The organism is Burkholderia sp. E168m22 (genome assembly GCF_001319805.1).
Taxonomy (GTDB): Bacteria; Pseudomonadota; Gammaproteobacteria; order Burkholderiales; family Burkholderiaceae; genus Burkholderia; species Burkholderia orbicola.
The window spans coordinates 1-26,905 of sequence record NZ_BBSK01000107.1; the positions used below are offsets into that span (position 1 = coordinate 1).

General features: G+C 69.7%; 26 protein-coding genes. 18 read left to right on the forward strand and 8 right to left on the reverse strand.

The window, feature by feature from the left end; translation table 11 throughout:
• The 4 genes from AP428_RS23975 to AP428_RS23990 all read left to right on the forward strand — a co-directional run.
• A partial coding sequence (locus AP428_RS23975) for an NAD(P)/FAD-dependent oxidoreductase (protein ID WP_197285608.1) occupies positions 1-974 on the forward strand: 974 nt, incomplete at its 5' end.
• Positions 967-2,118, forward strand: a complete 1,152-nt coding sequence (locus AP428_RS23980; RefSeq protein WP_011548367.1) for an FAD-binding oxidoreductase — start codon at positions 967-969, stop codon at positions 2,116-2,118. The genes AP428_RS23975 and AP428_RS23980, both read left to right, overlap by 8 nt.
• Positions 2,115-3,161, forward strand: coding sequence for an ABC transporter substrate-binding protein (locus tag AP428_RS23985; RefSeq protein WP_011548368.1), 1,047 nt, complete (start codon positions 2,115-2,117; stop codon positions 3,159-3,161). Before AP428_RS23980 ends, AP428_RS23985 begins: the two co-directional genes overlap by 4 nt.
• Positions 3,162-3,330: 169 nt before the next feature.
• Positions 3,331-4,668, forward strand: coding sequence for an MFS transporter (locus AP428_RS23990; RefSeq protein ID WP_011548369.1), 1,338 nt, complete (start codon positions 3,331-3,333; stop codon positions 4,666-4,668).
• Between the two features lie 11 nt (positions 4,669-4,679).
• On the opposite strand, the gene AP428_RS23995 is transcribed toward AP428_RS23990, so the two are convergent.
• Positions 4,680-5,690: a 3-hydroxybutyryl-CoA dehydrogenase gene (locus AP428_RS23995; protein ID WP_011548370.1), complete on the reverse strand. Its 1,011-nt coding sequence runs from the start codon at positions 5,688-5,690 to the stop codon at positions 4,680-4,682.
• Entirely contained in the window at positions 5,687-6,793 is a 1,107-nt protein-coding gene (locus AP428_RS24000) for an NAD/NADP-dependent octopine/nopaline dehydrogenase family protein (protein ID WP_011548371.1), read from the reverse strand. The genes AP428_RS23995 and AP428_RS24000 overlap by 4 nt, the downstream gene beginning before the upstream one ends.
• 149 nt (positions 6,794-6,942) lie before the next feature.
• Between AP428_RS24000 and AP428_RS24005 the strand changes: the two genes are divergently transcribed.
• Together AP428_RS24005 and AP428_RS24010 are read left to right on the forward strand one after the other, a co-directional pair.
• Complete coding sequence (locus AP428_RS24005) at positions 6,943-7,917, forward strand: AraC family transcriptional regulator (RefSeq protein ID WP_011694656.1); 975 nt, start codon at positions 6,943-6,945, stop codon at positions 7,915-7,917.
• On the forward strand, positions 7,914-8,951 hold the full coding sequence (locus AP428_RS24010; RefSeq protein ID WP_011694655.1) for a LysR family transcriptional regulator: 1,038 nt from the start codon (positions 7,914-7,916) through the stop codon (positions 8,949-8,951). The genes AP428_RS24005 and AP428_RS24010 overlap by 4 nt, the downstream gene beginning before the upstream one ends.
• 38 nt (positions 8,952-8,989) lie before the next feature.
• On the opposite strand, the gene AP428_RS24015 is transcribed toward AP428_RS24010, so the two are convergent.
• Entirely contained in the window at positions 8,990-10,108 is a 1,119-nt protein-coding gene (locus AP428_RS24015; protein WP_011694654.1) for a porin, read from the reverse strand.
• A gap of 410 nt (positions 10,109-10,518) precedes the next feature.
• Here AP428_RS24015 and AP428_RS24020 point away from each other — a divergent pair, with 410 nt between their 5' ends.
• Complete coding sequence (locus AP428_RS24020; protein WP_011694653.1) at positions 10,519-11,922, forward strand: MFS transporter; 1,404 nt, start codon at positions 10,519-10,521, stop codon at positions 11,920-11,922.
• A 214-nt stretch (positions 11,923-12,136) separates the two neighbouring features.
• Positions 12,137-13,117, forward strand: a complete 981-nt coding sequence (locus tag AP428_RS24025) for a PDR/VanB family oxidoreductase (RefSeq protein ID WP_011694652.1) — start codon at positions 12,137-12,139, stop codon at positions 13,115-13,117.
• 141 nt (positions 13,118-13,258) lie between these two features.
• Here the strand turns inward: AP428_RS24025 and AP428_RS24030 are convergent, their stop codons facing one another.
• A complete protein-coding gene (locus AP428_RS24030; RefSeq protein WP_011694651.1) occupies positions 13,259-14,176 on the reverse strand; it encodes a LysR family transcriptional regulator in 918 nt (305 codons plus the stop codon).
• A 140-nt stretch (positions 14,177-14,316) separates the two neighbouring features.
• On the opposite strand from AP428_RS24030, the gene AP428_RS24035 reads away from it, so the two are divergent.
• From AP428_RS24035 to AP428_RS24045, 3 genes are all read left to right on the forward strand, one after another.
• Positions 14,317-15,600 carry a Rieske 2Fe-2S domain-containing protein gene (locus AP428_RS24035; RefSeq protein ID WP_011694650.1) on the forward strand — a complete coding sequence of 428 codons (1,284 nt, stop codon included), beginning with the start codon at positions 14,317-14,319 and terminating at the stop codon, positions 15,598-15,600.
• Positions 15,597-16,100, forward strand: coding sequence for an aromatic-ring-hydroxylating dioxygenase subunit beta (locus AP428_RS24040; protein WP_041489639.1), 504 nt, complete (start codon positions 15,597-15,599; stop codon positions 16,098-16,100). Before AP428_RS24035 ends, AP428_RS24040 begins: the two co-directional genes overlap by 4 nt.
• Before the next feature lie 122 nt (positions 16,101-16,222).
• Positions 16,223-16,609 carry a 2-hydroxymuconate tautomerase family protein gene (locus AP428_RS24045; RefSeq protein ID WP_011694648.1) on the forward strand — a complete coding sequence of 129 codons (387 nt, stop codon included), beginning with the start codon at positions 16,223-16,225 and terminating at the stop codon, positions 16,607-16,609.
• A gap of 50 nt (positions 16,610-16,659) precedes the next feature.
• Here the strand turns inward: AP428_RS24045 and AP428_RS24050 are convergent, their stop codons facing one another.
• Positions 16,660-18,207, reverse strand: coding sequence for an ATP-binding protein (locus AP428_RS24050; RefSeq protein WP_011694647.1), 1,548 nt, complete (start codon positions 18,205-18,207; stop codon positions 16,660-16,662).
• Between the two features lie 149 nt (positions 18,208-18,356).
• Here AP428_RS24050 and AP428_RS24055 point away from each other — a divergent pair, with 149 nt between their 5' ends.
• The 5 genes from AP428_RS24055 (at position 18,357) to AP428_RS24075 (ending at position 22,519) form a co-directional block, all read left to right on the forward strand.
• On the forward strand, positions 18,357-19,550 hold the full coding sequence (locus tag AP428_RS24055) for an acyl-CoA dehydrogenase family protein (RefSeq protein WP_011694646.1): 1,194 nt from the start codon (positions 18,357-18,359) through the stop codon (positions 19,548-19,550).
• 102 nt (positions 19,551-19,652) lie between these two features.
• Positions 19,653-20,030 (forward strand): hypothetical protein, encoded by a 378-nt coding sequence (locus tag AP428_RS24060; RefSeq protein WP_006490490.1) that lies wholly within the window; start codon positions 19,653-19,655, stop codon positions 20,028-20,030.
• 8 nt (positions 20,031-20,038) lie between these two features.
• On the forward strand, positions 20,039-20,560 hold the full coding sequence (locus AP428_RS24065) for a nuclear transport factor 2 family protein (RefSeq protein ID WP_011694645.1): 522 nt from the start codon (positions 20,039-20,041) through the stop codon (positions 20,558-20,560).
• 31 nt (positions 20,561-20,591) lie between these two features.
• On the forward strand, positions 20,592-21,716 hold the full coding sequence (locus tag AP428_RS24070; protein WP_011694644.1) for an amidase: 1,125 nt from the start codon (positions 20,592-20,594) through the stop codon (positions 21,714-21,716).
• Positions 21,717-21,775: 59 nt separating this feature from the next.
• Complete coding sequence (locus AP428_RS24075; protein ID WP_027812267.1) at positions 21,776-22,519, forward strand: SDR family NAD(P)-dependent oxidoreductase; 744 nt, start codon at positions 21,776-21,778, stop codon at positions 22,517-22,519.
• Positions 22,520-22,660: 141 nt separating this feature from the next.
• Here AP428_RS24075 and AP428_RS24080 read toward each other — a convergent pair whose 3' ends face one another.
• Positions 22,661-23,293, reverse strand: coding sequence for a response regulator transcription factor (locus AP428_RS24080; protein ID WP_006479687.1), 633 nt, complete (start codon positions 23,291-23,293; stop codon positions 22,661-22,663).
• 354 nt (positions 23,294-23,647) lie between these two features.
• Here AP428_RS24080 and hpaC point away from each other — a divergent pair, with 354 nt between their 5' ends.
• The gene (gene hpaC / locus AP428_RS24085; protein WP_006479688.1) at positions 23,648-24,193 is read left to right on the forward strand and encodes a 4-hydroxyphenylacetate 3-monooxygenase, reductase component; all 546 of its coding nucleotides are present in this window, start codon (positions 23,648-23,650) and stop codon (positions 24,191-24,193) included.
• A 39-nt stretch (positions 24,194-24,232) separates the two neighbouring features.
• Here the strand turns inward: hpaC and AP428_RS24090 are convergent, their stop codons facing one another.
• Positions 24,233-25,483 carry a YbfB/YjiJ family MFS transporter gene (locus AP428_RS24090; RefSeq protein ID WP_011694642.1) on the reverse strand — a complete coding sequence of 417 codons (1,251 nt, stop codon included), beginning with the start codon at positions 25,481-25,483 and terminating at the stop codon, positions 24,233-24,235.
• A 183-nt stretch (positions 25,484-25,666) separates the two neighbouring features.
• Positions 25,667-26,212 carry an alpha/beta hydrolase gene (locus AP428_RS24095; protein WP_041489664.1) on the reverse strand — a complete coding sequence of 182 codons (546 nt, stop codon included), beginning with the start codon at positions 26,210-26,212 and terminating at the stop codon, positions 25,667-25,669.
• A gap of 115 nt (positions 26,213-26,327) precedes the next feature.
• Here AP428_RS24095 and AP428_RS24100 point away from each other — a divergent pair, with 115 nt between their 5' ends.
• Complete coding sequence (locus tag AP428_RS24100; RefSeq protein WP_011694640.1) at positions 26,328-26,783, forward strand: Lrp/AsnC family transcriptional regulator; 456 nt, start codon at positions 26,328-26,330, stop codon at positions 26,781-26,783.
• Positions 26,784-26,905: the final 122 nt, after the last annotated feature.

The following is a 26,905-nucleotide window of genomic DNA, read 5'->3' on the forward strand; positions in this document are numbered from 1 at the left end:
TGTTCGCGGGCACGGGGCCGCTGCTTTACCTCGTCGCCTACCAGTATGCGAAGGCGGGCGCACACGTCGCGGCCGTGCTCGACACGAGCCCGCTGCGCCGCCAGGCCGGCGCCGCGCCCGCGCTGCTGCGCATGCCGTCGATCTTCGCGAAAGGGCTCTACTACCACGGCTGGCTGCGCGCGCATGGCGTCGCGATCGAAACGGGCGTCACGCTCGAGCGCGTGCTCGGCGATCAACATGTGACGGGGCTCGCATGGCGCGCCGCCGGCGACTCGGCGCAGCCCGCGCCGCCGCGCGTGCTCGATTGCGATGCGCTCGGCCTCGGCTTCGGCCTGCGTTCCGAAACGCAGCTTGCCGATCTCGCCGGCTGCCGGTTCGGTTTCGACCCGCTCAACCGCGCGTGGCTGCCCGAACGCGACGCGGCCGGGCGCACGTCGGTGCGCGGCCTCTACGTCGCCGGCGACGGCGCGGGTATCGCGGGCGCCGACGCGGCCGAAGCGTCGGGCCGGCGTGCGGCGCTCGCGCTGCTCGACGATGCCGGCATCGCATCGCGCTCGCCGTCCGGCCAACCCGACGCGGCGGCACTCGAACGCACGCTCGCCCGCATCGGCGCATTCCGCGCGGGCCTCGAAGCCGCGTTCGCGCCGCCGGTCGAACAGGCTGCCCGCTGCCCCGACGACACGATCGTGTGCCGCTGCGAAGAGATCGACGCGGGCACGCTGCGCCGCTGCGTGCGCGAAGGCGCGGCGACCGAATTGAATCGGCTGAAGGCGCTGACCCGCGTCGGCATGGGCCGCTGCCAGGGCCGCATGTGCGGCGACGCGGCCGCGCTCGTGCTGGCCGCCGAAACCGGTCAGCCGCTCGCCGACGTCGGCCGGTTGCGTGCGCAACCACCCGTGAAGCCGTTCCCGATCTCGGCCGCGCTCGCGGGCGACGACGTCGCGGCGATTCCCGACGAGGCGCGCGATGAGTGAGATCCGGCATTACGACGTCGCGATCGTCGGCGGCGGCCTCGTCGGCGCGTCGGCCGCGCTTGCGCTCACGCGACGCGGGCTGCGCGTCGGGCTGTTCGAACGGCGCGACTGCGGCGCGCAGGCGAGCGGCGTGAACTACGGCGGCGTGCGCTGCCAGGGCCGGCCGGTCGAGCAATTGCCGCTTGCACTGCGGGCGCGGCGCATCTGGGATCGCCTGCCCGAGCTGATCCGCATCGATGGCGAATTCGTCGTGTCCGGCCACTTGCGACTCGCACGCAGCGACGCCGATCTCGATGCGCTCGACGCGTACGCCGTGCTCGCCAGCGAACACGGCTTGCCGCTGCAGGTGATGCGCGGCGACGCGTTCCGCCGCCGCTACCCGTGGCTCGGCCGCGCGGCGCTCGGCGGCTCGCTGTGCGAGACCGACGGCCATGCGAACCCGCGCGTCGTGTCGCCCGCGTTCGCGCGCGCGGCCCGCACAGCGGGCGCGGACGTGTTCGAGCACACCGCCGTCGATGAGGTTCATCACGACGGCACGCGTTTTCACTTGCAAGCGGGTGGCCGCGCGCACACCGCGACGTGGCTGATCAATTCGGCGGGCGCATGGGCGAACACGATCGCCGAACGCTTCGGCGAAGCCGTACCGATGGAGCCGATCTACCCGAACATGTGGGTGACCGAGCCGCTGCCGCCGTTCATCGCGCACAACCTCGGCGTGTATGGCGGCGGCGTGTACGCGCGGCAGGTCGCGCGCGGCAACTGCGTGATCGGCGGCGGCCGGGGCCGCGGCGACGGCGAGTTCGGCCAGCCGTCGGTCGATACGACGCGCGTGGTGATGCGCGATGCGTGCGCGCTGTTGCCCGCGCTGCGCGACGCACTGCTGATCCGCACGTGGAGCGGCGTCGAGGGCTGCACACCCGACCACAACCCGATCATCGGCGCGAGCCGCACCACGCCGAATCTGCTGCATGCGTTCGGCTTTTCCGGCGGCGGCTTCCTGCTCGCGCCGGGCGTCGGCGACGTGCTCGCCGATCTCATCACCACCGGCGAAACCGCGACGCCACTCGATGCATTCTCGATCGGCCGCTTCTTCCCGCAAGCCGTGCCGACCGCCCCTTTCCGTCAAGAGGAAACCCAAAGATGAAACTGCTCGGAACGATCGCGGCGGCCGCCGCCCTCTGCATCGCAGGCGCCGGCGCGCCCGCGTTCGCGCAAACGAAGACGATCTACGTCGGCATGAACGGCGGGCCGATGGAGAAGGCCTATACGAGCCAGGTGCTGCCCGACTTCGAGAAGGCGAACAACGTCAAGGTGGTGATCGTGCCCGGCACGTCGTCGGACGTGCTCGCGAAGCTGCTCGCGAACCGCAACAAGCCGCAGATCCACGTCGCGTTCCTCGACGACGGCGTGATGGCGCGCGCGGTGAGCCTCGGCGTGTGCCAGAAGCTCGACGATTCGCCGGTGCTCAAGGAGCTGTACCCGTTCGCGCGGATGAAGGACGACGTCGGCGCGGGCGTGCAGCTCGGGATGACCGGCATCGCGTACAACAAGAAGCTGTTCGCCGAGAAAGGCTGGGCGCCGCCGACCTCGTGGATGGATTTCGCCGATCCGAAATACAAGGGCAAGGTCGTGTTCCAGTCGGCGTCGAGCAGCACGTTCGGGCTGCACGGCTTCCTCGCGATCAACCGGCTGCTCGGCGGCAACGAGCAGAACGTCGAGCCCGGCTTCGGCAAGTGGGCGAGCACGGTCGGGCCGAACGTCGTCGAGTACATCCCGAACTCGGCGAAGATCTCAGAGATGGTGCAGACCGGCGAGGCCGGCCTGTTCCCGCTCACGCCGACCGGCGTCGGCGACCTTCAGGACAAGGGCATCCCCGTCGCGTATGCGAACCCGAAGGAAGGCCCGGTGCTGCTGCTCGTCGACCTGTGCGTGGTCGCGAACAATCCCGATCCGCAACTCGCGCAGAAGCTCGCGCAGTTCCTGCTGTCCGCGCCCGCGCAGACGAAGGCGGCCGAGGCCGGCAAGCAGATTCCGACCAACCGCCTCGCGAAGATGCCGGCCCCGATGCAGCAGAGCCTCGGCAACGTCGACGACCTGGTGCGCAAGGTGACGGTGGTCGACTGGACCGCGATCAATGCGCGCCGCGCGCAGTGGGATACGCGGTGGAACCGGCAGATCGAGCGGTGACGGGCCCCGGCGCGCGCTGGCACGGCCCCGCGCGCCCCGACCATCATTTGCGGGAGTGATGACACTTCCCTTTTTCTGCGGATTTGACCGGGGAGCGGCGGGCCGACAACACTAGCCCGCAGTGCCGCACGAGACGGCACGCGCCCGCCTCCCCCTTCAGAGTTCCGCCATGTACCCGACCGACACCGTGCAATCCCCGAGCGCCGTCCGGCCGCTCGCCGACCGGCAACTGCGCCGGATCGTCATCGCCTCCGTCGCCGGCAACGCGATGGAGTGGTACGACTTCTTCGTATACGGCACGGCCGCGGCGCTGGTGTTCGGCCACGTGTTCTTCCCGCCCGGCGCATCGCCGCTCGCCGGCAGCCTCGCCGCATTCGCGGCGTTCGCGCTCGGCTTCGTCGCGCGGCCGCTCGGTGGGATCGTGTTCGGCCACGTCGGCGATCGCTACGGACGCAAGGCGTCGCTCGTCTGGACGCTGCTGATCATGGGCGCGTCGACCTTCGCGATCGGCCTGCTGCCGACCTATGCGCAGGTCGGCCTGTGGGCGCCGGCCGCGCTCGTCGTGCTGCGCCTGCTGCAGGGCATCGCGTCCGGCGGCGAATGGGGCGGCGGCGTGCTGATGATCAGCGAGAACGCGCCGCCCGAGCAGCGCGGCTACTACGCGGCGTGGAGCCAGCTCGGCGTGGGCGGCGGCTTCGTGCTGTCGTCGGCCGCGTTTCTCGCCGCGCAGGCGCTGCCGGACGACGCGTTCCGCACGTGGGGCTGGCGGCTGCCGTTCCTCGCGAGCGTCGCGATCTTTGCGATCGGCATCTATATCCGCCGTCATCTGCCGGAAAGCCGCGACTTCGAGCAGGCCGGCAAGCGCGGCGCACACGCGCATTTGCCGATCGTCGAGTGCATCCGCCGTCACCCGAAGGAAATCCTGCTCGCGATGGGGCTGCGCGTGGCCGAGAACGGCGGTGCGTACATCTTCCTCGCGTTCTCGCTCGTCTACGGCAAATACCTGGGGATTCCGAACGGCACGATGCTGACCGGCGTGATGATCGCGATGATCGTCGAGATGGGCGCGATGCTCGCCTGGGGCCGGCTGTCCGACCGGATCGGCCGCAAGCCCGTGTACCTGATCGGCGCGCTGAGCCTCGTCGCGTGCGCGTTTCCGTTCTTCTGGCTGCTCGACACGCGCGTGACGCCGCTCGTATGGCTCGCGTTGACGATCGGCACGGCGGTGAGCCACGGCGCGATGATCGGCACGCTGCCCGCGCTCGTCGGCGAGCTGTTCAGCACCGAAGTGCGCTATTCGGGCGTCGCGCTCGGCCACGAAGTCGCGTCGATCTTCGCGGGCGGGATGTCGCCGCTGATCGCGACCGCATTGCTCGCGCGCTATCACGCGTCGTGGCCGGTGTCGCTGTTCCTGATTGCGCTCGGCCTCGTCACGGTCGCGACGCTGTGCGTGATGCGCGAGACGCGCACCCCGCCCGCCGACGGTTCGCGCGGCGACCCGGCATGAGCGCGCGCCGCTCAGCGCCCGGCGTCGCGCCGCGCGCTGTCGAACGCCGGCGCCAGCCCGAGATGGTCGAGCAGCCGCGCGAATTCGCCGAGCCGCTGCCGCATGTACGCGGGCACGTCGACCGCCGCATAGTCGTGGAAGCCGGCACCCGTGCGCACGCCGTCGCGCCCGGCTTCCATGTTGCGCACAACGCTCGCGGCCGGCGCGAAGCGCGGGCCGATCTCGCCGGCCAGGTACCGCGACGCGTAGTACAGGATGTCGCAGCCGCCCCAGTCGATGAATTCGAGCAGCCCGAGCACCGCGAAGCGCGGGCCGAAGCCGGTGCGGATTGCGGTGTCGATGTCCTCGGCGCTGGCCACGCCTTCCTCGACCATCCGCGCGGCCTCGTTCATCGCGAGCGCCTGGATGCGCGGGACGATATAGCCGGGCGCCGGCCCGCAGATCACCGGCTTCTTGCCCACGCGCTCGAGCAGCGCCGCGAGCACGTCGACGACGGTTTGATCCGTTGCGTCGCTGCGGCTCACCTCGACGAGCGGCATCAGCAGCGCGGGGTTCAGCCAGTGCGCGTTCAGCATCCGCGCCGGGTGCGCGACGTGGCGCTGCAATTCGGTGACGACGAACGTCGACGTGGTCGACGCGATCGTTGCATGCGCATCGACGTGTCGACCAAGCCAGCGCAACGCGTCGGCCTTTGCTTCGAGCACTTCGGGCAGCGCCTCGAACACGATGTCGGCATCGCACACCGCATCGGCCGCGCCGTCCCGCGCCACCAGCGTGATTCGCGCGGCGACGGCATCCGCCTGCGCGTTGTCGATGCGGCCCAGCGCGATCTGCGCATGCAACGGCCGGGTGATCTCGTTGCGCGTGCGATCGTCGAACGCGCGCCAGCCGGCCGCATCGCGCGGCTTGAAGTCGATCAGCGTCACGTCGAGGCCCGCGAACGCGAACACGAGCGCGATGCCCTGCCCCATGCGTCCCGCGCCGAGCACGTGGATGCGCGTCACATCGGCGGCCGCCTTCATGCCGAATACCCCGCGTCGAGCAGCGCGCGCAGCGCATCCTTCGACAGCGCCGCGAACCCGAGCCGCTCCAGCGTGCGCCCTTCCGCATACAGGTCGCGCACGGCGACCGCGCTCGCGATGCTCAGCAGCCCCTGCGCGACGGGCGTCGGCACGCCGGCCCAGCGCCCGCACGACACGATGAACGACAGCCCGAGCCGGGTGTCCTCGAGCATGTAGCGATGCGTGCGCAGATCGATCTTCTCGCGCCAGTCGCCGCTATCGGTCAGCTTGCCGTGCGCGCCGCGCCCGTACATCCACTCGTCGCCGTCGGTCGCGTAGTGATCGGCGAGCGGGAAATGCGGCGCACGGTAGCCGAGCGCTTCGCGCACCGCGATGCGTTCGGCGTCGAGCGCGTTCGTCACGCGGCGGATCGACGGCTGCGTGCCTTCGTTGTGGATGTCCCACGCGTCGAAGTGTTCGAGCGGCCCGGCGTTCATCAGGATCAGCGGCGGATGGATCACGGGGCCCGCGTTCATCAGTGCACCGGACAACGCATCCTCGACCGGCTCGACCGACGGATAGCCCGCGCGCAGCACGTCGAACGCCCAGCCGGCCGCGTTCGCCGGCCACACGCCGGTCGGCAGACGCGTCGCGTACGCGCTGATCACGACCTCGTTGTCGCCATGCTTGCGCACCAGGTACGGCAGCGTGCCGGTTTCGGCGAACGCGACGCGCGCACGGTTGCCGGCGTCGGCGGCCGCGCGGGCAAACACGACGCTGCCGAACGTGCCGGGCGGCAGGAACACGACCTGGCCATCCTCCAGCAGCGGCGCGACCTGCGCGGCGAGCGCGTCGTGCGACGTGGCCGGCAGCGGCACCACGACGAGCCGCGCGCCGCGCAGCGCGGCGGCCAGATCGTCGGTCAGGCGGATCGCGCCCGGCGCGTCGCCGAGCGGCACCGCGCGCTTGCCGCGATAGTCGGTGACGTTCAGTACGCCAAGCGCGCGCAGCCGCGCATGCGGCTCGCGATCGCGCCGCCACCACGTCACGTCGTGGCCTTTTTCGAGCAGGTCGATGGCCGCCGCATGGCAGCCGTGGCCGCCGCCCAGAACACATACCTTCATCGTTTTCTCCCGGTGATCGAGTATGTCCGAGACTACGCGGGCACTTGCACCGCGTCGCTTCAAAACGCGCAACGACGCGCCCGTTCGCGCAACGCAATCGCGGTGCGGCGGATGCCGCCGCGCCCCTGCATCCGCCACGAGGTCTACGAATGGACATCGCCCTTTCCCGCCATGCGCCGAACCGGCTCGGCACGCTGCAGGCGCCCGACGAAGTCGAACGCGCGGTCGCGCACCGGCTCGGGCCGCACCGGATGGCCGCGTCCGGCCGCGATCCGTTTCACGCGGAGCTGTACGAGGTGCCGCTGCATCACGGCGCGCTGCTCGAACTCTGCTACGGCCGCGAAACGCGCATCGAGTTCGGCGACGACGCCGATCACTTCCTGTTCCGGCTGACGCTCGCCGGTGCGTGCGAACTGCAGGCCGGCAACGTCGTCGCGCGCGCCGGCCCCGGCGCGCTGACCGTATCGTCGCCCGCGCTTCCGAGCCGTCTGCGCACGAGCCCCGATTGCCGCAACCTCGTGCTGCGGCTCGAACGCGGCGCGCTCGAGCGCAAGTTGCAGGACATGCTGCAGGCAACGCTCACGCGGCCGCTGCAATTCGATCTCGCGGCCGGCGGTGCCGGCGCGGGAGCCGCGCTCGTACGGCCGACCTTCGAATACCTGTGCCGGCTCGGCGCACAGCCGGGCATCGGTGCGGCGTCGCCGGTGTTCGGCGCCGACCTCACCGCGTGGCTGATGTCGCTGCTGCTCACGCACCTGCCGCATTCGTACAGCGACGCGCTGCGACGCGGCACGCCGCCACTGCCCGCGCACGTGCGCCGTGCGTGCGCTCACGTCGATGCGCACCTCGGCGAACCGCTCGCGCTCGCCGCGCTGGCGGCCGTCGCCGGGGTCGCGCCGCGCACGCTGCAACATGCGTTCCGCGCATTCCTGCACACTTCGCCGGCCGCGTACGTGCGCGAGCGCCGGCTCGCCGCCGTACACGCGGCGCTACAGCGCGGCGACGCGCGCAGCGTGACCGACGTATTGATCGCGCACGGCATCCATGGCTTCGGCCATTTCGCGAAGGCGTATGCACGGCGTTACGGCCACGCGCCTTCCGTCACTGCGAGGCAGACACGATGACGCTCTCCGCTCCCGGCCGCCCCGCGGCACCAACCCGCCCCGAACCCGTGCCGCACGACGGCGACGCGTCCGACGGCCTGCGCGTGCAGGATCTCGATCTCAACCTGTTGAAGACGTTTCGCGCGGTGTATGAAGCCCGGCACGTCGGCCGCGCGGCGCTGCGGCTCGGCGTCACGCAGCCGTCCGTCAGCTACGCGCTCGGCCGGCTGCGGCTGATGTTCCGCGACGCGCTGTTCGTGCGCACCGGCACCGGCGTCGAGCCGACGCCGCGCGCGCAGCGGCTCGCGATCTCGGTCGACAAGGCACTCGCGATCCTGCAGGACGTGCTCGACGAAGGCTCGCGCTTCGCGCCCGACAGCACGCAGCGCGTGTTCCGCCTGCACATGAGCGATTTCGCGGCGAGCGCGTTCCTGCCGACGCTGCTCGCCGCGTTCGACCGGCGCGCGCCGGGCGCCGTGATCGAGACGCTGCACGTCGACGAATGCCAGCTCAACGTCGCGCTCGAATCGGGGCGCATCGACTTCGCGCTCGGGCATTTCGCCGATGCGTCGAGCCACTTCCAGCGCACCGCGCTGCTGCACGAGCGCTGCGTGCTGCTGATGCCGCGCCGCACCGCGCAGCGCGTCGGGCTGCCCGACGATTTCGTGCTCGACGGCGCGGCGCCCGACACGCTGCGCTTCGTCGCCGTCACGTCGCATCCGCAGTCGATGCAACTGCTCGAACGACACGAACTGATGCCGCGAGTGCGCGCGGCGCTGCCGGATTTTCTGGTGGTGCCGGCGTTGCTGCAGGACGGCGACTACGCGCTGATCCTGCCGGAGACGATCGCGATCACGTTCGCGGCACGCCAGCCGTGCGTGCTGTACGAGATCGCCGGCGCCGGCGAATGGGCCGTCAACGCGTACTGGCACCGCCGCTTCGATGCGGACCCGGGTCATTGCTGGCTGCGCGCGCTGCTGCTCGAACTGTTCAATATCGGCGAGCAGGCGCCGTTCGACGCATGGCTCGCGCCGCAGCCGCCCGCCTGCGCGTAGCGGCGCGAGCGGACACGAGCACGGGCCCGCCGAGACGCTCAGAACGACGTGAGGATGCCCGCGACGAGCGAACTCGCGGTCGCGCCCGGCTTGGCCACGGCGACGCCGCCGCCGGCCGCGCCGTTGACGACGAAGCGGGCATGCGCGCCGTTGCGTACCATCGCGGCGCCCGTGTACAGCACCGTGCGCTTCGACAGCGGATAGTCGAAACGAATGCCGTACGAATCGGCATTGCCGTCGCTGTCGGCCACCTTCCGGTAATGGCCGACGCTCAGCAGCAGCGACGCACGCCCGATCGGCACCGTCGCGCTGAGCTCCATGATGTCGCTGTGCGGATACGCGCTCTGGCTGTCGATCGCGGTCGCGACATCGGGGCCGCCGCGATGGCGCAGGTACAGCGCGGCCACCTTCACGACGTTGAAGTCGTACGAAATCGCGCCGAGCGTGTAGTTGCCGTTCGCGGCCGCGCTCGTGGCGCCGAGCGTGGGCGCCGCAACCGGACTGAACTTCTGCTGCATGTAGTCGACGTCGACCGACAGCCCTCCACGCACGTAGTTGAGGCCGGCGCCGTACGTATCGCCGAGCGTCGCCGGCTGCCCGGCCGCGCCGTTGGTGCCGCGCGCGGCCATCGCGCGCAGCAGGAAGCCCGCGTAGCGCGGCGACGTGTAGCGCATCGAGTTGCGTACGCGCAGGAACGCGGGCCCGACGAAGTTGTTGGTCGCATTGCCCCAGGCGAGCCCCGCGCCGAGCCCGGGCAGGCTGTACGTGACGAGCGTCGTATGCAGGATCGTGTAGAGCTCGCCGAACTGCACGCCGCCGAACGGCCCCGTGATGCCGACCCACGCTTCGCGGCCGAACAGCGCGCTGCTGTTCGACAGCGCGCCGCTCGCCGCGTTGAAACCGTCCTCGAGCTTGAAGATCGTCGCATAGCCGCCGCCGAGATCCTCGACGCCCTTCAGCCCCCATTGCGACGCCCACAGGTTGCCGCTGCCCATGCGCGTCACGTGGTTCGGCCCGGCGTTCGCGTATTCGATCGCGGTGTCGATGCGGCCGTAGAGCGTCACGCTCGATTGCGCGGCGGCCGGCAGCGTCATGCACGCCAACAGCGCGGCAAGCGGTACGGCAAGCCGGAGGGCTCGCCCGTTCGGATGGTTCATCTGCGTCGTCCCGTAGAAGTTGCGGCGCCTGTCGGCATCGCGCCGCTTGATGTGAAGCGCGTTCGCTTCCAGAGGCGAACGCTGCCGATCAAAACCGGGCCGAGTCTAGGAACGACAATTTCGGACGTCGACGCAATGCGCTCTATAACGCTTATAGATGTGCCGCATGAGGCATGCGGGCCCCGCCGCACGCGCGCTGCGCGGCGGCCCGCGCGCACGGTCTCGGTGTTTTCTTTATCCGGGTCGGTAAATGTCCGTGTGGCGCGGCTGTCACTCCGGCTATGGCCGCCGAATTTGGCCGACTACGCTGCGTTTCCGATCGTGTCATCCGCACGCTTTCGCGCCGCGACGGCGCCCGGCCCGCCAGGCCGATGCCGCGCTTTTCCACCGCCCGCTCCTGGAGAACCCGCATGTCCGCATCCACGGCCCGCGCTGCCGACGGCAAGCGCTATACGTACGAATGGTATGTCGTCGTCATCTGCATGCTCGCGTACATCTTCTCGTTCGTCGACCGGCAAGTCCTCGTGCTGATGATCGAACCGATCAAGCGCGACCTGCATCTGTCCGACACGCAGTTCAGCCTGCTCAACGGCTTCGCGTTTTCGCTGTTCTACGCGGTGATGGGGCTGCCCGTCGCGTATCTCGCCGACCGCTATGCGCGCCCGCGCATCATCTCGCTCGGCATCGCGCTGTGGAGCGTCGCGACCGCCGCGTGCGGGATGAGCCAGCACTTCGTGCACATGTTCGTCGCGCGGATGGGGGTCGGCGTCGGCGAGGCCGCGCTGTCGCCCGGCGCGTATTCGATGCTCGCCGACTACTTCCCGAAGGAGAAGCTCGGGCGCGCGGTCGCCGTGTATTCGCTCGGCTCGTTCATCGGCGGCGGCATCGCGTTCCTGATCGGCGGCTACGTGATCGCGCTGCTCAAGCATGCGAGCGCATTCACGCTGCCGGTGGTCGGACAGGTGCATGCGTGGCAGGTCACGTTCCTGATCGTGGGGCTGCCGGGCATCCTCGTCGCGCTGCTGTTCGCCGCGACCGTGCGCGACCCGCAGCGCAAGGGGCTCGCGCAGGACCGCTCGGGCGCCGTGCGGCGCGTGTCGATGCGAGATTCGCTGCGCTTCGTCGGCACGCACCGCGCGACCTTCGCGTGCCATTACCTCGGTTTCTCGTTCTACGCGATGGCGCTGTACTGCCTGCTGAGCTGGACGCCCGCGTTCTATATCCGCCGCTTCGGGATGACGGCCGTCGAAGCCGGCTACACGCTCGGCATCGTGCTGCTGGTCGCGAACACGGCCGGCGTGTTCTGCGGCGGCTGGCTCAACGACTGGCTGCTGCGGCGCGGCCGTAGCGATGCACCGATGCGTGCCGGCGCGATCGGCGCCGCGTGCATGGTAATCCCCGCGACGCTGTTCACGCAGCTCGACAGCCTGCCGGCGTCGCTCGCGATGCTGGTCGTCGCGATGTTCTTCGCGTCGTTCCCGATGCCGACGTCGACCGCCGCGATGCAGACGCTCGCGCCGAACCAGATGCGCGCGCAGATCTCCGCGCTGTTCCTGCTCGTGTCGAACCTGATCGCGCTCGGGATCGGCACGACCGTCGTCGCGCTGTTCACCGATCGCGTGTTCGGCGCGCCGGCCGCGGTCGGCCATTCGATGTCGATCGTCAACGTCGCGGCGGCCACGCTCGCCGCGCTGCTGCTCGCCGCCGGCTGCCGCCACTATCGCCGCAGCCTCGAGCGCGAACGCGGTCATGCGGCGGCATCGGCTTCGGCTGACGCGGCCGTCGACGGCGGCAACGCCATTGCCGCGCGCTGAAGTCGCGCGGTTCACCGATCGCGTGGTCGGCGCACCGGCCGCGCGATCGCCGCCACGCTGACCGGCGACAATCGGCACGCCACCATCATCCATCCCGCTTATTCCAGCATCGCTTTTTAATCGATTTGATTTATGTGATGCGCGTCCCTATTCTCGATCGCATGACGGCGCGGGGCTCTGCCGCGCCGCTTTCCTCTACCCCACGGAATTTCCCATGCAAGCGAACCGCCACCAGGTCCGGATCGACGCGCTGATCGACGCGGCGCAGGACATCCGCTGTTTCCGGGTCTCGCGCGTCGACGGCCAGCCGTTCGACGCGTACGAACCGGGCGCCCATATCGACGTCACCGCGCCATCCGGCGTCACGCGGCAGTACTCGCTATGCGGCAACCCCGACGAGCGCGGCAGCTATCTGTTCGCGGTGAAGAAGGAAGCGCAGTCGCGCGGCGGCTCGCGTTCGCTGCACGACGACGTGAGCGTCGGCGCCGAGTTGTCGATCGGCACACCGCGCAACCTGTTTCGTCTGACCGATGACGCGAGCGAGCACGTGCTGGTCGCGGCCGGTATCGGCATCACGCCGCTGCTGTCGATGGCGTATGCGCTGCACAAGCGCGGCGCGCGCTACCGGTTGCATTACTTCGCACGCAGCCGCGCGCATGCCGCGTTCGTAGACGCATTGTCGGTCGAACCGTTCGCATCGCACGTGACGTTCCATTACGGCGTCGAGCCCGATGCGCTCGCGGCCGAACTGGGCCGCTGCGTCGAGTCGATCGACCCGACAGCGCATGTCTACACGTGCGGTCCCGGGCCGTTCATGGATGCCGTCGTCGCGGCCGCGGCCCGGCGCATCCCGGAAGACGCGATTCATCTCGAACGCTTCGCGGCGGAACCGTCCGAGACCGTCACCGCCGCGCATGCCGCTCCGGCGGAAGGCTTCGAAGTGCGCCTGCAACGCAGCGGCCAGTCGGTGCGCGTCGCCCCCGATACGTCGATCGTCGACGCACTCGCGCAGATCGGCATCGAGGTCGATACGTCATGCGGCGAAGGCGTATGCGGCACCTGCATGGTGCCGGTGCTCGACGGCGAGCCCGATCACCGCGACCACTGCCTGAGCAAGGCCGAGCGCGCGAGCAATACGGTGATCTGCTGCTGCGTGTCGCGTGCGCGCTCGGCGGTGCTCGTGCTCGATCTCTGATGCGCCGAGCGCCCCGCCATGCTGCGGCGCCGATCTAGCGCTTGATCGAGGCACCGAGGCACCGATGCACCGGCGCACTGAAGGCCGATGCCGACCATCGCCGGCGACACGCACGGCGCGCCATCGCGCACCGCCCGATCGTCATTCGTCGAAACGCTCGACGATCTCCGCGAGCAGCGCGCGCATCCACGCGTTGCCCTCGTCCTCGTGGAAGTGCTCGTGCCAGTGCATCGTCACCGGCGCGGGCGGCAGCGTGACCGGCAGTTCATACAGGCGGAATGCGTTGTCGCGGTTCAGGATCTGCGCGAGCCGCCTCGGCAGCGTCGCATACAGATCGGTGACCGACAGCACGCTCGGCAGCGCGACGAAGTGCGGCACCTCGAGCGCGATGTTGCGGCCCACGCCCTGCGCGCGCAACGCGTCGTCGAGCGCGTGGTGGCTGTGCTCGACCGATTTCACGTTGACGTGCGCGGCGCGCACGAACTGCTCGAGACTCAGCACAGCGGCCGTCGGCAGCCCGCGCCGGCGCCCCGTCATGCACACGTAGGTTTCCTCGAACAGCACCTGGTGGCGCGTGCGCGGCATCAGCTCCGGCAGGTTGCCGATCGCGAAATCGAGCCGGCTCGCGCGCAGCGCTTCCTCGATCTCCTCCACCGGCAGCGGCTGCACGCTCAACGTCACGCGCGGCGCACGCTCGCGCAGCGCCTGGCAGATCGCCGGCAGGTACGCCATCTCGCCCGCATCCGACAGCGACACCCGGAACGTGCGCGCGCTGGTGGCCGGATCGAAGCGCTCCGCGTAGCGCAGCGCCACGCGCACCATGTCGAGCGCCTTGCCGACGATGCCCGCGAGTTCGAGCGCGACGGGCGTCGGCTGCATGCCCGAGCGCGTCCGCACGAACAGCGGATCGTCGAACAGCGTGCGCAGCCGGCCGAGCGAATAGCTCACGGCCGGCTGCGACAGCGCGAGCCGCTCGCCGGCCTTCGTCAGGCTGCGTTCCTCGACGATCGCCTGGAATACGCGCAACAGGTTCAGATCGAGATGATCGACCGATGTCATCGTGACCTCCATCATTTGCCGCATTTATTTGATCATCAATTTTAGATCAATTTGACCAATATGTAGCAGAAGACGAGACTGGTCTCCGGACGCTGCGCCCAGCGCGGCCCGATTTTCGCGACTCTTTCCCCACGACGACGATGAGCGACATTGCCTACCAGACGATCGACACCCGCGCGTTGCATGGCCTCGCGCAGCCCGACCGCATCGCGCCCGCGATGTATCACGACCCCGCGCTGTTCGAAGCCGAGCTCGACCGCATTTTCTACCGCACCTGGATCTGGGTCGCGCACGACAGCGAACTGCCGAACCCGGGCGACTTCGTCACGACGACGATCGGCCGCCAGCCGGTGATCGTCGTGCGCGACAAGACCGGCGAGATCAACGTGCTGCAGAACCGCTGCCGCCATCGCGGCGCGACCGTGTGCGAAGCGCACAAGGGCAACGCGAAGGGCTTCACGTGCCCGTATCACAGCTGGTCGTATGCGCTCGACGGCACGTTGCGCGCGCTGCCGTACGGCGACGGCTACGAAGGCGTGTGCGACAAAGGCGACCTGCCGCTCGTGAAGCTGCGCGTCGGCGTGTACCAGGGGCTGATCTTCGCGAGCTTCAACGACGCGATCGAGCCGCTGGAAGATTTCCTCGGCGGCGCGAAGCCGTGGATCGACCTGTTCATGAAACAGGGCGCCGGCTACCCGATCAAGGCGAACGGCGAACACAAGTTCAAGTTCAAGGGCAACTGGAAGATCCAGCTCGAGAACACCACCGACCTCTACCACTTCCCGGTCGTGCACAAGTCGTGGATGAAGTCGATCGACGACGAGACGGCCGCCGCGATCACGAGCTTCATGACGAGCGAGCATGCGTTCTGCCGCGGGCTCGGCAACGGCCACAGCCTTGCGGTGCTGATGCCGGAGCTGATCGATCTCGACGAGGACGACGGCGCACCGCTGCCCGAACGCTTCGCGCCGCTCGCGGCGAAGCTCGCCGAGCGCCATGCGCCGGACGAAGTGCGCCGCATCGTGCGCTCGCTGATGGGCGTCGGCTTCAACCTGAACCTGTTCCCGAACCTCGCGCTGTCGATGGCGTTCTTCCGCGTGCTGCGGCCGATCTCCGCGAACGAAACCGAGATCCGCCACGTCGCGCTCGCGATGGACGGCGGCCCCGACGAAGCGAACCGCGAGCGGCTGCGCATCCACGAGCACTTCCAGGGCCCGTTCGGCTTCGGCAGCCCCGACGACGCGGAAGCCTGGGAGCGCGTGCAGCGCGGCGCGCACGCGGGCCCCGACGTGCCGATCCTCGTGAATCGCGGGCTGAACCGCGAGACGACCGCCGCGAACGGCGAAAAGACCGCGCATGCGACCGACGAAACCGGCATGCGCGAGGCCTACCAGCAATGGCGCAAGATGATGGAGCAACAGTGATGGACGACCGCAACGCCCTCTTTTCCGAGCAGACCTTCGCCCGCGCGGTCGAATTCGTGTGGCGCGAAGCCGAGATGCTCGACCGCCGCGACTATCGCGCGTGGCTCGACCTGTGGGCCCCGGCCGGCCACTACGTGGTGCCGATCGATCCGGACACGACCGATTTCGCGGCGACGCTGAACTACGTGTTCGACGACCAGGACATGCGCGAGAAGCGCGTGCAGCGGATGGTGTCCGGCTATTCGGCATCGGCCACCGACGCTGCACGCACGGTGCGCACCGTGTCGCGTTTCACGCTGGAGAGCAGCGGCGCCGATACCGTCGAGCTGAAATCGGCGCAGGTCGTGGTCGCGTACAAGCGCGGCGTCGCGACGCTGTTCGCGGCCGACGTCACGCACAAGCTGCACGTCGATGCCGACGGCGAGATACGCATTGCCGAAAAAGTCGTGCGCCTGATCGACTCGACCGAAGCGCTCAGCGCGATCGGCTTCCTGCTGTAAGCCGTGGCCGGTTCACCGTCGCCAACGCAATGGTGAGCCAGCCACCTTCACCTGTGAGCGGCTGCCGGCTCGCGATCGCCAGCGCAAAGGTGAGCCGGTCACCTTCACCTTTCCGGACGACCATGCCCACACTCGAAGTTTTCCTGCCGGCCGGCCACGACGACGCGCGCAAGGCCGAGCTGATCGCCCGGCTCAGCCACGCGACCGTCGACGCGATCGGCGCATCGATCGATTCGGTGCGCGTGCTGCTCACCGAACTGCCCGCGACGCATATCGGCCTCGGCGGCCGCAGCGCCGCGGACGGCGCGCCGCCGTCGCTGCCGGTGATCGTCGCGATCCTGATCGCCGGCCGCACCGATGAACAGAAGCGCGCGCTGATCGCCGCGCTGTCCGACGCGGGCGCGAACGTGCTCGACGCGCCGCTGCAAGCCACGCGCGTAATCATCAAGGACATTCCGAACACGGATTTCGGCATCGGCGGCCAGACCGCGCGGGCGCTGGGGCGCTGACCATGCGCCGCGCGTCGCTGCCCCGCCATGACGCGCCGACGCGGTTGCGCTCAACCGTCGGCGAGCGGCAGCGTCACGCGGCAGTCGAGCCCGCCGCCCGCGGCCGGCGTCGCGGCGATCCGCCCGCCGTGGCGCGTGACGATGCTCTTGCACAGCGACAACCCGATCCCGTTGCCGCCGGCCTTCGACGACGAAAAGCCGTCGAACAGCCGGTCGTGCGCGCCCGCCTCGATCCCCGGGCCATTGTCGAGCGCACGCAACTCCGCATGGCCGGCCACGTTCGCGGTGCCGAGCGTCAGCGTGCGCGGCAGGCGCTCGCAGCCGGCGAATGCCTCGATCGCATTGAACGCGAGATTCAGGATCACCTGCCCGATCAGCACGCGTTCGCAGCGGATCGGCAGCGGCGCGTCGGCCTGCACGATCGCGACCGTCACGCCGGCCTCCTTCGCGCGCAGCTCGATGAAGTACGCGACGTCCGCGAGGATGTCGCGCAGGTCGGCGCGCGCGACGACCGGCTCGCGCTTCACGATGAATTCGCGCACGCTCTTGATGATCAGCGCCGCATGCTCGGCCTGCCGGTCCGCGCTGCGCAGCCCCCAGATCGCGTCGTCGACGGCGCCGTTGCCGTTCAGCCGCCGCACCGCGCCTTCGATGAAATTGCGCACCGCGGCGAGCGGCTGGCTCAACTCGTGCGCGATCACGGTCGCCATCTCGCCCATCGCGTTGTAGCGGCCCGCGTATTCGAGCATCCGCGCCTCCGCACGCCGGGCCTCCTCGATCGCGACTTCGTCGCTCACGTCGCGGAATTGCACGAGCAGCCCGTCGAGATCGCCTTCGATCTCGACCTGCCGGCACAGGATGCGCAGCCAGCATGCCGAGCCGTCGCGCCGCACGATCCGGTAGCGCTGCGGCGCGGACGGGCATGCGGACGGCGCATCGCGCAACTGCGCAATGAGCCGATCGCGATCGGCCGCGGAGCAGTAGTCGAGCACCTCGCCGAGCGGTTCGTCGGGCGCGAGCCCGAGCACGCGGCGGCCCGACTCGCTGATGAACTGCACGCCGCCGCGCGGCGTCACGACCGCGATGCCTTCGTCGAGATCCTGCATGAACTCGCGCAGCCGCGCCTCATAGCGGCGCAACTGCTGGCGGACCGCCTCTTCCGCGCTGATGTCGCGGAACTGCACCATCACGACGTCGCGCCCGCGCAGCGGCACGTAGGTCGCGGTGGCCTCGGACAGCATGTCGACGCCCGTGCGCGATCGATAGCACCATTCGTACACCTGCGGCCCGTCGACGCGCGCACGATCCCAGGCGCTCACCGCGATCTCGCGCTGGTACTTCGGCTCGGGACGCGTCATGTCCGGCGCCTTCAGCGGCAGCAATTCCTCGACGGAAAAGCCGAGCGCGATGCACGCGGCGCGATTCGCCCACACGATCGCCCGGGTGTGCGCGTCATGCAGCAGCACGCACGTGGTCAGCGCGTCGAGCAGCCGGTGGAAATCGTCTTCGTCGGGAAAACTCATGATCGGATTCGGAGGAAGGCGCGCGGCATCGCGCGGCCGGAAACCCAACATAGCACCGGCACGCGCCGATCGCATCTGAAGATTTCTTTAGGCCGGCACGGAGCGTCACCAGTCGCGCGGCCCAACGCACCAATTGCTGCGTGTTTTCGGCGTTTCTAGACTGGTTACATCGTCTTGCCCCCCGCAACCGACACCGGAATCGCCCCCATCCCCAGGAGACTTTCATGCCGCAAGCCGCTCTCGCCATCGAATCCGCGCCGACCTCGCCGCCCGCGGCGCGTCCCGCGGCCGCGCCGTTGTCGCCGCTCGACGCGGTGATCGAAACCGTCGCCGCGCGCCGCGAGGAATTCGACCGGCTGTCGCACGTGCCGCGCGACGTGATCGCGCTGTTCAAGCAGGCCGGCATCTATCGCGCGGGCACGCCGCGCCGCTTCGGCGGCGATGCGCTCGCGCCGACCGCGTTCCTCGACATGATCGAACGGATCGCGACCGCCGACGGCTCGGCCGCGTGGGTCGCGAGCTTCGGCTCCGCGAACGTCTACCTCGCCGCGCTGCCGCTCGACACGCAGGCCGAGCTGTACGCGAGCGGCCCCGACCAGGTGTTCGCGGGCGGCCTGTTCCCGGTGCAGCCCGCGCAGGACGCGCCGGGCGGCTGGCGGGTGAACGGCACGTGGAAATTCGCGAGCGGCTGCAAGGGCGCCGACTGGCTCGGCGTCGGCATCGCCGTGCCGGGCGCGCAGGACGCCGCGCCGAACAAGCCGCGCACGGCCGTGTTCCGCGCCGCCGACGTCGAGATCGTCGAGAACTGGAGCGTGGTCGGCATGCAGGGCACCGGCAGCCACGATTTGCGCGTGAACGACCGCTTCGTGCCGGAGGCGTGGACCTTCGTGCGCGGCGGCGAACCGACCGTCGACGAGCCGCTGTACCGCTACCCGACCGTCGCGTATGCGGCGCAGGTGCTGGCCGTCGTCAACCTCGGCCTCGCACGTGCGGCACTCGACGTCGTGAACCGCATGTCGGGCGGCCGCCAGACGACGACCGGCGCGCCGCGCCTCGCCGATCGCGCGTATTTCCGCATCGAGCTCGCGAAGGCCGAAGCGCAACTGCGCTCGGCACGCGCGTTCTTCTACGACGCGACCGACACGGTCTGGCAATCGATCCTCGCCGGCAATCCGGTCACGCCCGATCAGGTCAGCCTGCTGCGGCTCGCGGCCACGCAGATCGCCCGCGAAGGCGCGAGCGTCGTCGAACGCGCGTATCGCCTCGGCGGCACGGCGGCGATCTATCGGTCGCATCCGCTGCAGCGGCTGCTGCGCGATGCGATGGTCGTCACGCAGCACGCGTTCCTCGCCGAGGGCAACTTCGACGGCGCGGGCGCGGTGTTCACCGGCGTCACGCCGTTTCCCGGTTATCTGTAACCCGCGTCGACCGACGCTTTTGACGAACGCGCATGAAGCCGAACCCGACGGAGCATCGCCGGCCGGTTCATGCACCCGACCGATTCCCCTGGAGAACCCGATATGTCCGATTCGAATCCGCTGCCGCTGCGCGTGCTGTTCTGCTGCGGCGTGTCGCAGAATTTCTTCGACCTGCCGCGCGAGCAGATCGGTGAAGTGTGGCAGGCGTACGGCGCGATGCTCGCGGCCGTCGAGGCGATGCCCGGCGTGCGCGTGCTCGGCGTGATGGACGACGACCGCCTCGTGGTCGGCCAGGCCGACGGCGCGCCGTGGACCTTCTACATCATGGCCGACGTCGCCGATTTCGACACGACGGTCGCCGTGTGCAACCTGTACCGCACGACGCCCGTCGGCGAATACAACCTGTGGCGCTACGGCAAGATCGAGGCGCGCGTGGGCCGCGCGCTGACCGTGCCGCCGGCCGCGAAGCCCGCGGCGTGAGGCGCGCGATGACCGAGCTGTCACCCGCCGCGATCGACGCGCTCGCACGGCGCGTCGCGGCGCTCGACGCCGAGCGCGCGGTGCGCGCGACGATCACGCGCTACATGGCGCTGTGCGACGTACCCGAAAATGCGGGCGACGGCCCGTCGCTCGCCGAACTGTTCACGCCCGACGCCGTATGGGAAGGCATCGGCCCGCAGTACACGAAGAAGTTCGGCCGCCTCGAAGGCACCGCCGCGATCGTCGCGATGCTCGGCCGCTATCTGCCGCCCGATCCGCATTTCTCGGCGAACCTGCATTTCCTGACGTCGGAGTCGATCGAGGTCGCCTCCGATCTTGCAAGTGCGCGCGGCCGCTGGATCATGCTGCAGGCGTCGCGCTACGCGGACGGCGCGGCCGAACTGATCGCCGCGCGGCTCACGATCGATTTCGCGCCGGCCGCCGACGGCGCCGCGTGGCTGATCCGCCATTTCCGCACCGAACGCGTGCTCGACGGCCCGTGGCCGCTCGCCGCCGCGTCACGGCCCTGACGTTTTCCGCTGCTTTCGCACGATACCGACCATGACAGGCTTCATCGACACCTTCACGCTCGGCGGCCCCGGCCCGACGATCGCGATCAAGGACACGATCGACATCGCGGGCCATCCAACCCGCGCGGCGAGCCGCGCGCTCGCCGATGCGCCGCCCGCCGAACACCACGCGGACGTGGTCCGCCTGCTGCTCGACGCCGGCTGGCAGATCGCCGGCAAGGCGAACATGCACGAACTCGCGTTCGGCATGACCGGCATCAACGACTACACGGGCACGCCCGTCAATCCGCAGGATGCCACGCGCATTCCCGGCGGCTCGTCGAGCGGCTCCGCATCGCTCGTCGGGCTCGGCACCGTCGACGCGGCGCTCGGCACCGATACCGGCGGCTCGATTCGCGGGCCGGCCGCGTGCTGCAGCGTGGCCGGGCTGAAACCGACGTTCGGCCGCGTGTCGCGCCGCGGTGTCGCGCCTACCGATACCACGCTCGATTGCGTCGGGCCGTTCGCCCGCGAAATCCGCACGCTCGTCGCGGTGATGGCCGCGATCGCACCGGGCTTCGACCGTGCGCGGGCGACGGCTTCCGCGGCAGGCTGCACGGTTGCGCAACTCACCGTCGAAGCCGATCCGGCGATCGCCGCCGCACTCGATGCGGCCGTTCGCGCATCGGGGCTGCGTTCGCACACGATCGTGCTCGACGCCATGCCGGCCGCGTTCGCGGCGGGGCTCACCGTGATCAACGCGGAAACGTCGCGCGCGTTCGGTCATCTGGTCGCGACCGGCAAGCTCGGCGCCGACCTCGATGCGCGATTGCGTGCGGCCGCAACGACCGCGCCTGCGGCATTGAAGGAAGCCGAAGCCGTGCGCGCACGCTTCACCGCGCAGGTCGATGCCGCGCTCGAACACGCGGACGTGCTGGTGCTGCCGACGCTGCCCGCGTTGCCGATCACGCTGCAGCAGGCACGCGACGGCGTATCGGTGATCGCGATGTCGTCGCTGATCCGGCCATTCAACCTGAGCGGTCATCCGGCGCTCAGCCTGCCGTTGCCGCTCGCCGGTTCGCCGTTGAAGGCCGGCTTGCAGATCGTCGGACGCAAGGGCGCGGACGAACAGGTCTGCGCGATCGCGGCACACTTCGAGGCGGCACTCGCCGCATGAACCACGATGCGGGCGCCGCTGCCACCGGCGTGCGCCCGCGAACCACGGAATTCCAGACCATGTCAGATCGAGTCGTCCTCGTCACCGGCGCCGCGCGCGGGCTCGGCGCCGTCATCGCCGAACGCTTCCATGCGGCCGGCTATCGCGTCGCGCTGGCCGACATCGCCGCCGACGCGATTCACGCGCATGCGCGCGACCTCGACCCGAGCGGCGAACGCGCGCTCGCGCTGCCGCTCGACGTCACGTCGAAACGCGATTTCGAAGCGGCACGCGATGCGCTCGTCGCGCGCTGGGGCACGATCGACGTGCTCGTCAACAACGCGGGGGCCTCGAAGGTGGTGCCGGCGATGGAAATCACGGCCGAGCAGTTCGACCAGGTGATCGACGTAAACCTGCGCAGCGTGCTGTTCGGCTGCCAGGTGTTCGGCCAGTACTTCGCGCAGCGCGGCGCGGGCCGCATCGTCAACATCGCGTCGCTCGCCGGGCAGAACGGCGGCTCGGCCACGGGCGCGCACTACGCGGCCGCGAAAGGCGGCACGCTGACGCTGACCAAGGTGTTCGCGCGCGATCTCGCCGCGCAGGGCGTGACCGTCAACGCGATCTCGCCGGGCCCGCTCGATCTGCCGATCGTGTACGAAAGCGTCGCGCCCGAAAAACTGCGTCAGGTGCTCGCGAGCCTGCCGGGCGGCAAGCTCGGATCGGCCGGCTTCGTCGCCGATGCGGCCGTGCTGCTCGCGTCGGGCGACGCGCATTTCGCGAACGGTGCGTGCTGGGACATCAATGGCGGGCTATACATGCGTTGAACGGCGGCACGCATCGGGCGTGTGGTGCCGTGCGCAATACGTGTGGCGTATAGGGCACGCGTGGCGCGTGCCTCGCCTGCTTCACGTGCTTCGTGTGCCGTGGCGTGCCTGCGCAAGCCCGTCCGCAAGCAGCCCCGACCGCTAGCGCGACGACTCTCCGTCGTCGCCCCACACGACCATCACGTCGCGCACCAGCGCGGCGATCGACGTCGCGCCGAGCTTCTCCTTGATGCTCGCGCGATGCACGTCGACGGTCTTCACGCTGATCGACAGATCGGACGCGATCTGCTTGCTGCCCTTGCCGTCCACGACGCCGCGCAGCACTTCCTTCTCGCGCGCGGTCAGCGCATCGAGCCGCTGGCGCAGCTCGCGGTGGCGCTGGCTCACCGCATGCCGCTGCTGCGCGAGCCGCAGCGCACGCTGCACGCGCTCGAGCATCTGCTGCGAGTTGTACGGCTTCTCGACGAAATCGATCGCGCCGTTCTGCAGCGCGCGCACCGACATCGGAATGTCGCCGTGCCCGCTGACGAAGATCACCGGCAGCGTCGCGCCGCGCGCATTCAGTTCGGCCTGCACGTCGAAGCCGCTTTTCTCCGGCATCCGCACGTCGAGCACGAGGCACGCGGGCAGGTTCACGTCGAAACGTGCGAGAAAGTCGGCGGCGTTCGCGAACCCTTCGGACGCGATGCCGACCGATTCGAGCAGCCACGCGAGCGACGTCCGCATGCCGCTGTCGTCGTCGACGATGTATACGATCGGTGCGGGTGACGTCATCGCGGGTGTCTCGCTGAATATCGGTATCGGGGTCGCACGCGCCGCGCGCAACGCCGGTGGCTGGCGTATCGCGCGCGTCGTTCGCTGGGGATGTGCGGCACATCATAACGAGCCGAAAATCCGCTGCAAACCCCTGCACGTGCCGTACGAACGCGCAACCGCGGTTTTTTTCGCACGCGGCGGCACGCATCTAGGTAGAACCTTTAGACGCGTCGGCAGGAACGCCATCCCGATCGCCAATCGTGCGAATGGTCGGCCGCATTTTCGCGACGTACGCTTGGGTCATCGTCGGCGATCCGGCGCTGCCCTTGCAGCGCTGCGCGGTTCGCCGCTTTCGTCCAATCAGGAGCGCCCATGTCTTCCACGACCGATATCCAGCGACCGGCGCGCGTCGAACCGACCGATGCGCAGAAGGCCTTCCGCCAGGCGATGGCCCACCTCGGCGCGGCCGTCAACGTGATCACCACCGCCGGGCCGCACGGCCGCTGCGGGATCACCGCGAGCGCCGTGTGCTCGGTCACCGACGCGCCGCCGACGCTGCTCGTGTGCCTGAACCGGTCGAGCGCGATGCATGCGACCTTCGAGCGCAATCGCCAGGTCTGCATCAACGTGCTGCCGGCCGAGCACGAGTTGCTCGCGCGACACTTCGCAGGACTCACCGACCTGCCGATGGAACAGCGCTTCGAACTGCCCGTGTGGGATCGCGGCGAACAGGACGTGCCGGTGCTGCGCGATGCGCTCGCGAGCCTGCAAGGCACGATCGCCGAGATGAAGGAAGTCGGCTCGCATTCGGTGATGTTCATCGAGGCGACGTCGATTCGCGTGCGCGACGACGGCGACAGCCTGATCTACTTCAGCCGCGCGTTTCATCGCGTGTCGCGCACCGCGTGCGTGCGGTAACGATGCCGGCATGTGGCGCGGCGTGCGCGTTCGGGCGGACTACGCAGGCGCCCGCAGCGCACGCTGCCCGACCGCAAGTGCCGCGCCCGCGAACAGCGTCAGCGCCGAATACACGAGCCCGCGCGCGAGCCCCGCGCTGTCCGACACCCAGCCGATCGCGACCGGCCCCGCGATCTGCCCGAAGGCGAAGACCGTCGTGAATGCGCTGATGCCCTTCGCCCAACCATCGGGCGGCAGGTTGTGCCGCACGAAGGCGGTCGTGGAGGCCACCGCCGACAGGAACGTCGCGCCGAACAGCAAGCCCGATGCGAACGCGGCAGCCGGATGCACGAACAGCGCGGGCATCAGCGTCGCGACGCCGAGCAGCGCGTTGAGCACGGCGAGCGCCTGGCCGCCGCGCATCCGATCGAGCAGCCCCGACCACAACCGCGCCGACACGACGGTCGCGACGCCGAGCATCACGTAGAACGCGGCGACCACCGTGCCGCTCATCCCCGCGCCGCGCAGCAGCGCGACGATGAACGTCATGTAGCCGATATAGCCGACGCCGAACAGGCCGTAGCCGGCCAGCGCGAGTGCGAAGCGGGCCGGGCTCGCGGTCGCGGCCGGTTTCGCGCCGTCGGCCTCCCTGGCCGGTGCCGCATGCGCATGCTCGATGCGGCGCGCAGCCGACACGGCCACCGCCGAGAACAGCACGCACGCCGTCGCGAGTGCGAACCATGCCGGCTGCCAGCCGTGTACACGGTGCACGAGCGTCGCCGGCACGAGCAGCGACGACGCGACGATGCCCCATCCGGTGCCGCCGTAATAGAGGCCGAGCAGCAGCCCTGCGTCGCGCGGCGACGCGGACGCGAGCCGCGCGGCCAGCACGCCGCCACTGATGAAGATCAGCGCGCTGCCGACACCCGTTGCGAGCCGCTGCGCGAGCAGCACGTGCATGTCCGACGTGAGCCCGCCCGCGGCCATCAGCACGGCGGTCAGCACACAGCCGGCCGCGAGCAGCGTGCCCGCGCGCCAGCGCCGCGACAGCAACGGAAAGGCCAGCGCACCGATCAGGTAACCGGCCGCGTTCGCCGTGTTCAGCGCGCCGGCCTGCGCGAACGTCCAGCCGAGGTCGGCCTTCATCGGCGGCAGCAGCAGCGCATACGAAAAGCGGGCGAGGCCAAGCGCGATCGCGCTGCCCAGCGACAGGCAGATCGCGAGCCGCCACGCGGCCATGCGGCCGGGATCGGTTGCGCCGGCGTCCGGCCGCGAGCGGCCGGCACGCTCCGGTTGCGGCACTGCACGCATCGGGGTGTCTCCTTCGTTGTTCGATTCCGGGGCGTTCGCCGCCGTCGGTCGATCATACTGGAGCCGTGAAACCGGCGCGCGCCGGCGGCAAACACCCGCCGGCCGTCGCGCCCAGGTTCCGCTCCACGGCGGGACGCGCGCGACGGCTGGAAAACGCGGAATGCCGGCCGGCGCCGGCACGCACTACCGCCCGAGTCCGGCCGCAAACGCCGCAAGCAGCGCGCGCCCTTCGGGCCATCCGCCCAACCCGGACGCCGCGTTCAGATGGCCGCGTGCGCCGAGCAGAAGCGGCGTCGCGCCGTGTTCCGTGGCCCATTCGAGCGCTCGCCCCGCCGGATCGTACGGATCGTCCGCGCTCGCGATCGCCAGCACCGGCACGCGCCCGAACCGACCGCCCGGCAGGTTCGCGAACGCGGCGGCGGCAACCGGAAAACGCGGCCCTGCCGGATCGGGCACGGCCACGAGAAACGCGCCGCGCACCGCGCGCGCCGACCCGGCACGCCAATGCGCGAACAACAAACAGCCCAGCGAATGACAAATCACGAGCGGGGGCGCCCCGGCGTTCGCGACAGCCGTGTCCAGCGCCGCCGTCCAGTCGGCGAGGTCGGGCGCCTCCCACGAAGCCGGCGCGATGCGCGCGGCGCCGGGAAACGCCGTCTCCCAATGACTCTGCCAATGATCCGGTCCCGAATTGCCGATACCCGGCACGATCACGATCGCCTGATCCATCACGCCCTCCATCAACTGAAACCCGGAGTGTGGCCACGCGCCGGTCGGCATGGAATGGCAAGTCATCGGTTATTGAGACAAAATGCCGATGAATCAACGGTACCGGAGGACCGTCATGCCGGACGAAGCACTGGATCGCCTGGATCTTGCGATCCTCGAAGCGCTGCAGGAGAACGCGCGGACGCCGCTATCGGAAGTCGGCAGGCGCATCGGCCTGTCGCAACCCGCCACCTCGGAGCGCGTCAAGCGGCTGGAAGAACGCGGCATCATCGCCGGCTACGGCGCACGCATCGATCCGGCGGCGCTCGGGTTGGGCATGATGGCCATCATCCGACTAAAAACGACTCACGAGCACATCAAGCCGGCGCTGCGCGCGTTCGCCGAGATGCCGCATGTCATCGAAGTCCACCGCATGACCGGCGAGGACTGCTTTCTGCTGAAGGTGCTGGTGCCGACACCGGGCCAGCTCGAAACGCTCATCGACGCGATTGCCCGCTTCGGCGCGGTCACGACATCGCTGGTGCTGCGCTCCGAACCGACCAAGACGATCGGAAAGGCGTTGCTTGGATGACGTGCGGATGCTGATTGACTGCGTGACGCATGGAATCATGCGGACCGGTTCGAGCACCAGGCGATCGCGCTTGTGGTTCTCGTGAATGACATAAAACGCAGCAATCCGGGCAATTGAATTCA

What these genes read in the sequence shown, in the direction of transcription:
- AP428_RS24050 (WP_011694647.1), bottom strand. Translation starts at nt 18,207, where the DNA reads ATGCGATCGGCGCGTGCCGGTGCTATGTTGGGTTTCCGGCCGCGCGAT.
- AP428_RS23985 (WP_011548368.1), top strand. Translation starts at nt 2,115, where the DNA reads ATGAAACTGCTCGGAACGATCGCGGCGGCCGCCGCCCTCTGCATCGCA.
- AP428_RS24075 (WP_027812267.1), top strand. Translation starts at nt 21,776, where the DNA reads ATGTCAGATCGAGTCGTCCTCGTCACCGGCGCCGCGCGCGGGCTCGGC.
- AP428_RS24035 (WP_011694650.1), top strand. Translation starts at nt 14,317, where the DNA reads ATGAGCGACATTGCCTACCAGACGATCGACACCCGCGCGTTGCATGGC.
- AP428_RS24020 (WP_011694653.1), top strand. Translation starts at nt 10,519, where the DNA reads ATGTCCGCATCCACGGCCCGCGCTGCCGACGGCAAGCGCTATACGTAC.
- AP428_RS23990 (WP_011548369.1), top strand. Translation starts at nt 3,331, where the DNA reads ATGTACCCGACCGACACCGTGCAATCCCCGAGCGCCGTCCGGCCGCTC.
- AP428_RS23995 (WP_011548370.1), bottom strand. Translation starts at nt 5,690, where the DNA reads ATGAAGGCGGCCGCCGATGTGACGCGCATCCACGTGCTCGGCGCGGGA.
- AP428_RS24060 (WP_006490490.1), top strand. Translation starts at nt 19,653, where the DNA reads ATGTCCGATTCGAATCCGCTGCCGCTGCGCGTGCTGTTCTGCTGCGGC.
- hpaC (WP_006479688.1), top strand. Translation starts at nt 23,648, where the DNA reads ATGTCTTCCACGACCGATATCCAGCGACCGGCGCGCGTCGAACCGACC.
- AP428_RS24010 (WP_011694655.1), top strand. Translation starts at nt 7,914, where the DNA reads ATGACGCTCTCCGCTCCCGGCCGCCCCGCGGCACCAACCCGCCCCGAA.
- AP428_RS24070 (WP_011694644.1), top strand. Translation starts at nt 20,592, where the DNA reads ATGACAGGCTTCATCGACACCTTCACGCTCGGCGGCCCCGGCCCGACG.
- AP428_RS24090 (WP_011694642.1), bottom strand. Translation starts at nt 25,483, where the DNA reads ATGCGTGCAGTGCCGCAACCGGAGCGTGCCGGCCGCTCGCGGCCGGAC.
- AP428_RS24095 (WP_041489664.1), bottom strand. Translation starts at nt 26,212, where the DNA reads ATGGATCAGGCGATCGTGATCGTGCCGGGTATCGGCAATTCGGGACCG.
- AP428_RS24005 (WP_011694656.1), top strand. Translation starts at nt 6,943, where the DNA reads ATGGACATCGCCCTTTCCCGCCATGCGCCGAACCGGCTCGGCACGCTG.
- AP428_RS24045 (WP_011694648.1), top strand. Translation starts at nt 16,223, where the DNA reads ATGCCCACACTCGAAGTTTTCCTGCCGGCCGGCCACGACGACGCGCGC.
- AP428_RS24100 (WP_011694640.1), top strand. Translation starts at nt 26,328, where the DNA reads ATGCCGGACGAAGCACTGGATCGCCTGGATCTTGCGATCCTCGAAGCG.
- AP428_RS24055 (WP_011694646.1), top strand. Translation starts at nt 18,357, where the DNA reads ATGCCGCAAGCCGCTCTCGCCATCGAATCCGCGCCGACCTCGCCGCCC.
- AP428_RS24000 (WP_011548371.1), bottom strand. Translation starts at nt 6,793, where the DNA reads ATGAAGGTATGTGTTCTGGGCGGCGGCCACGGCTGCCATGCGGCGGCC.
- AP428_RS24030 (WP_011694651.1), bottom strand. Translation starts at nt 14,176, where the DNA reads ATGACATCGGTCGATCATCTCGATCTGAACCTGTTGCGCGTATTCCAG.
- AP428_RS23980 (WP_011548367.1), top strand. Translation starts at nt 967, where the DNA reads ATGAGTGAGATCCGGCATTACGACGTCGCGATCGTCGGCGGCGGCCTC.
- AP428_RS24015 (WP_011694654.1), bottom strand. Translation starts at nt 10,108, where the DNA reads ATGAACCATCCGAACGGGCGAGCCCTCCGGCTTGCCGTACCGCTTGCC.
- AP428_RS24025 (WP_011694652.1), top strand. Translation starts at nt 12,137, where the DNA reads ATGCAAGCGAACCGCCACCAGGTCCGGATCGACGCGCTGATCGACGCG.
- AP428_RS24080 (WP_006479687.1), bottom strand. Translation starts at nt 23,293, where the DNA reads ATGACGTCACCCGCACCGATCGTATACATCGTCGACGACGACAGCGGC.
- AP428_RS24065 (WP_011694645.1), top strand. Translation starts at nt 20,039, where the DNA reads ATGACCGAGCTGTCACCCGCCGCGATCGACGCGCTCGCACGGCGCGTC.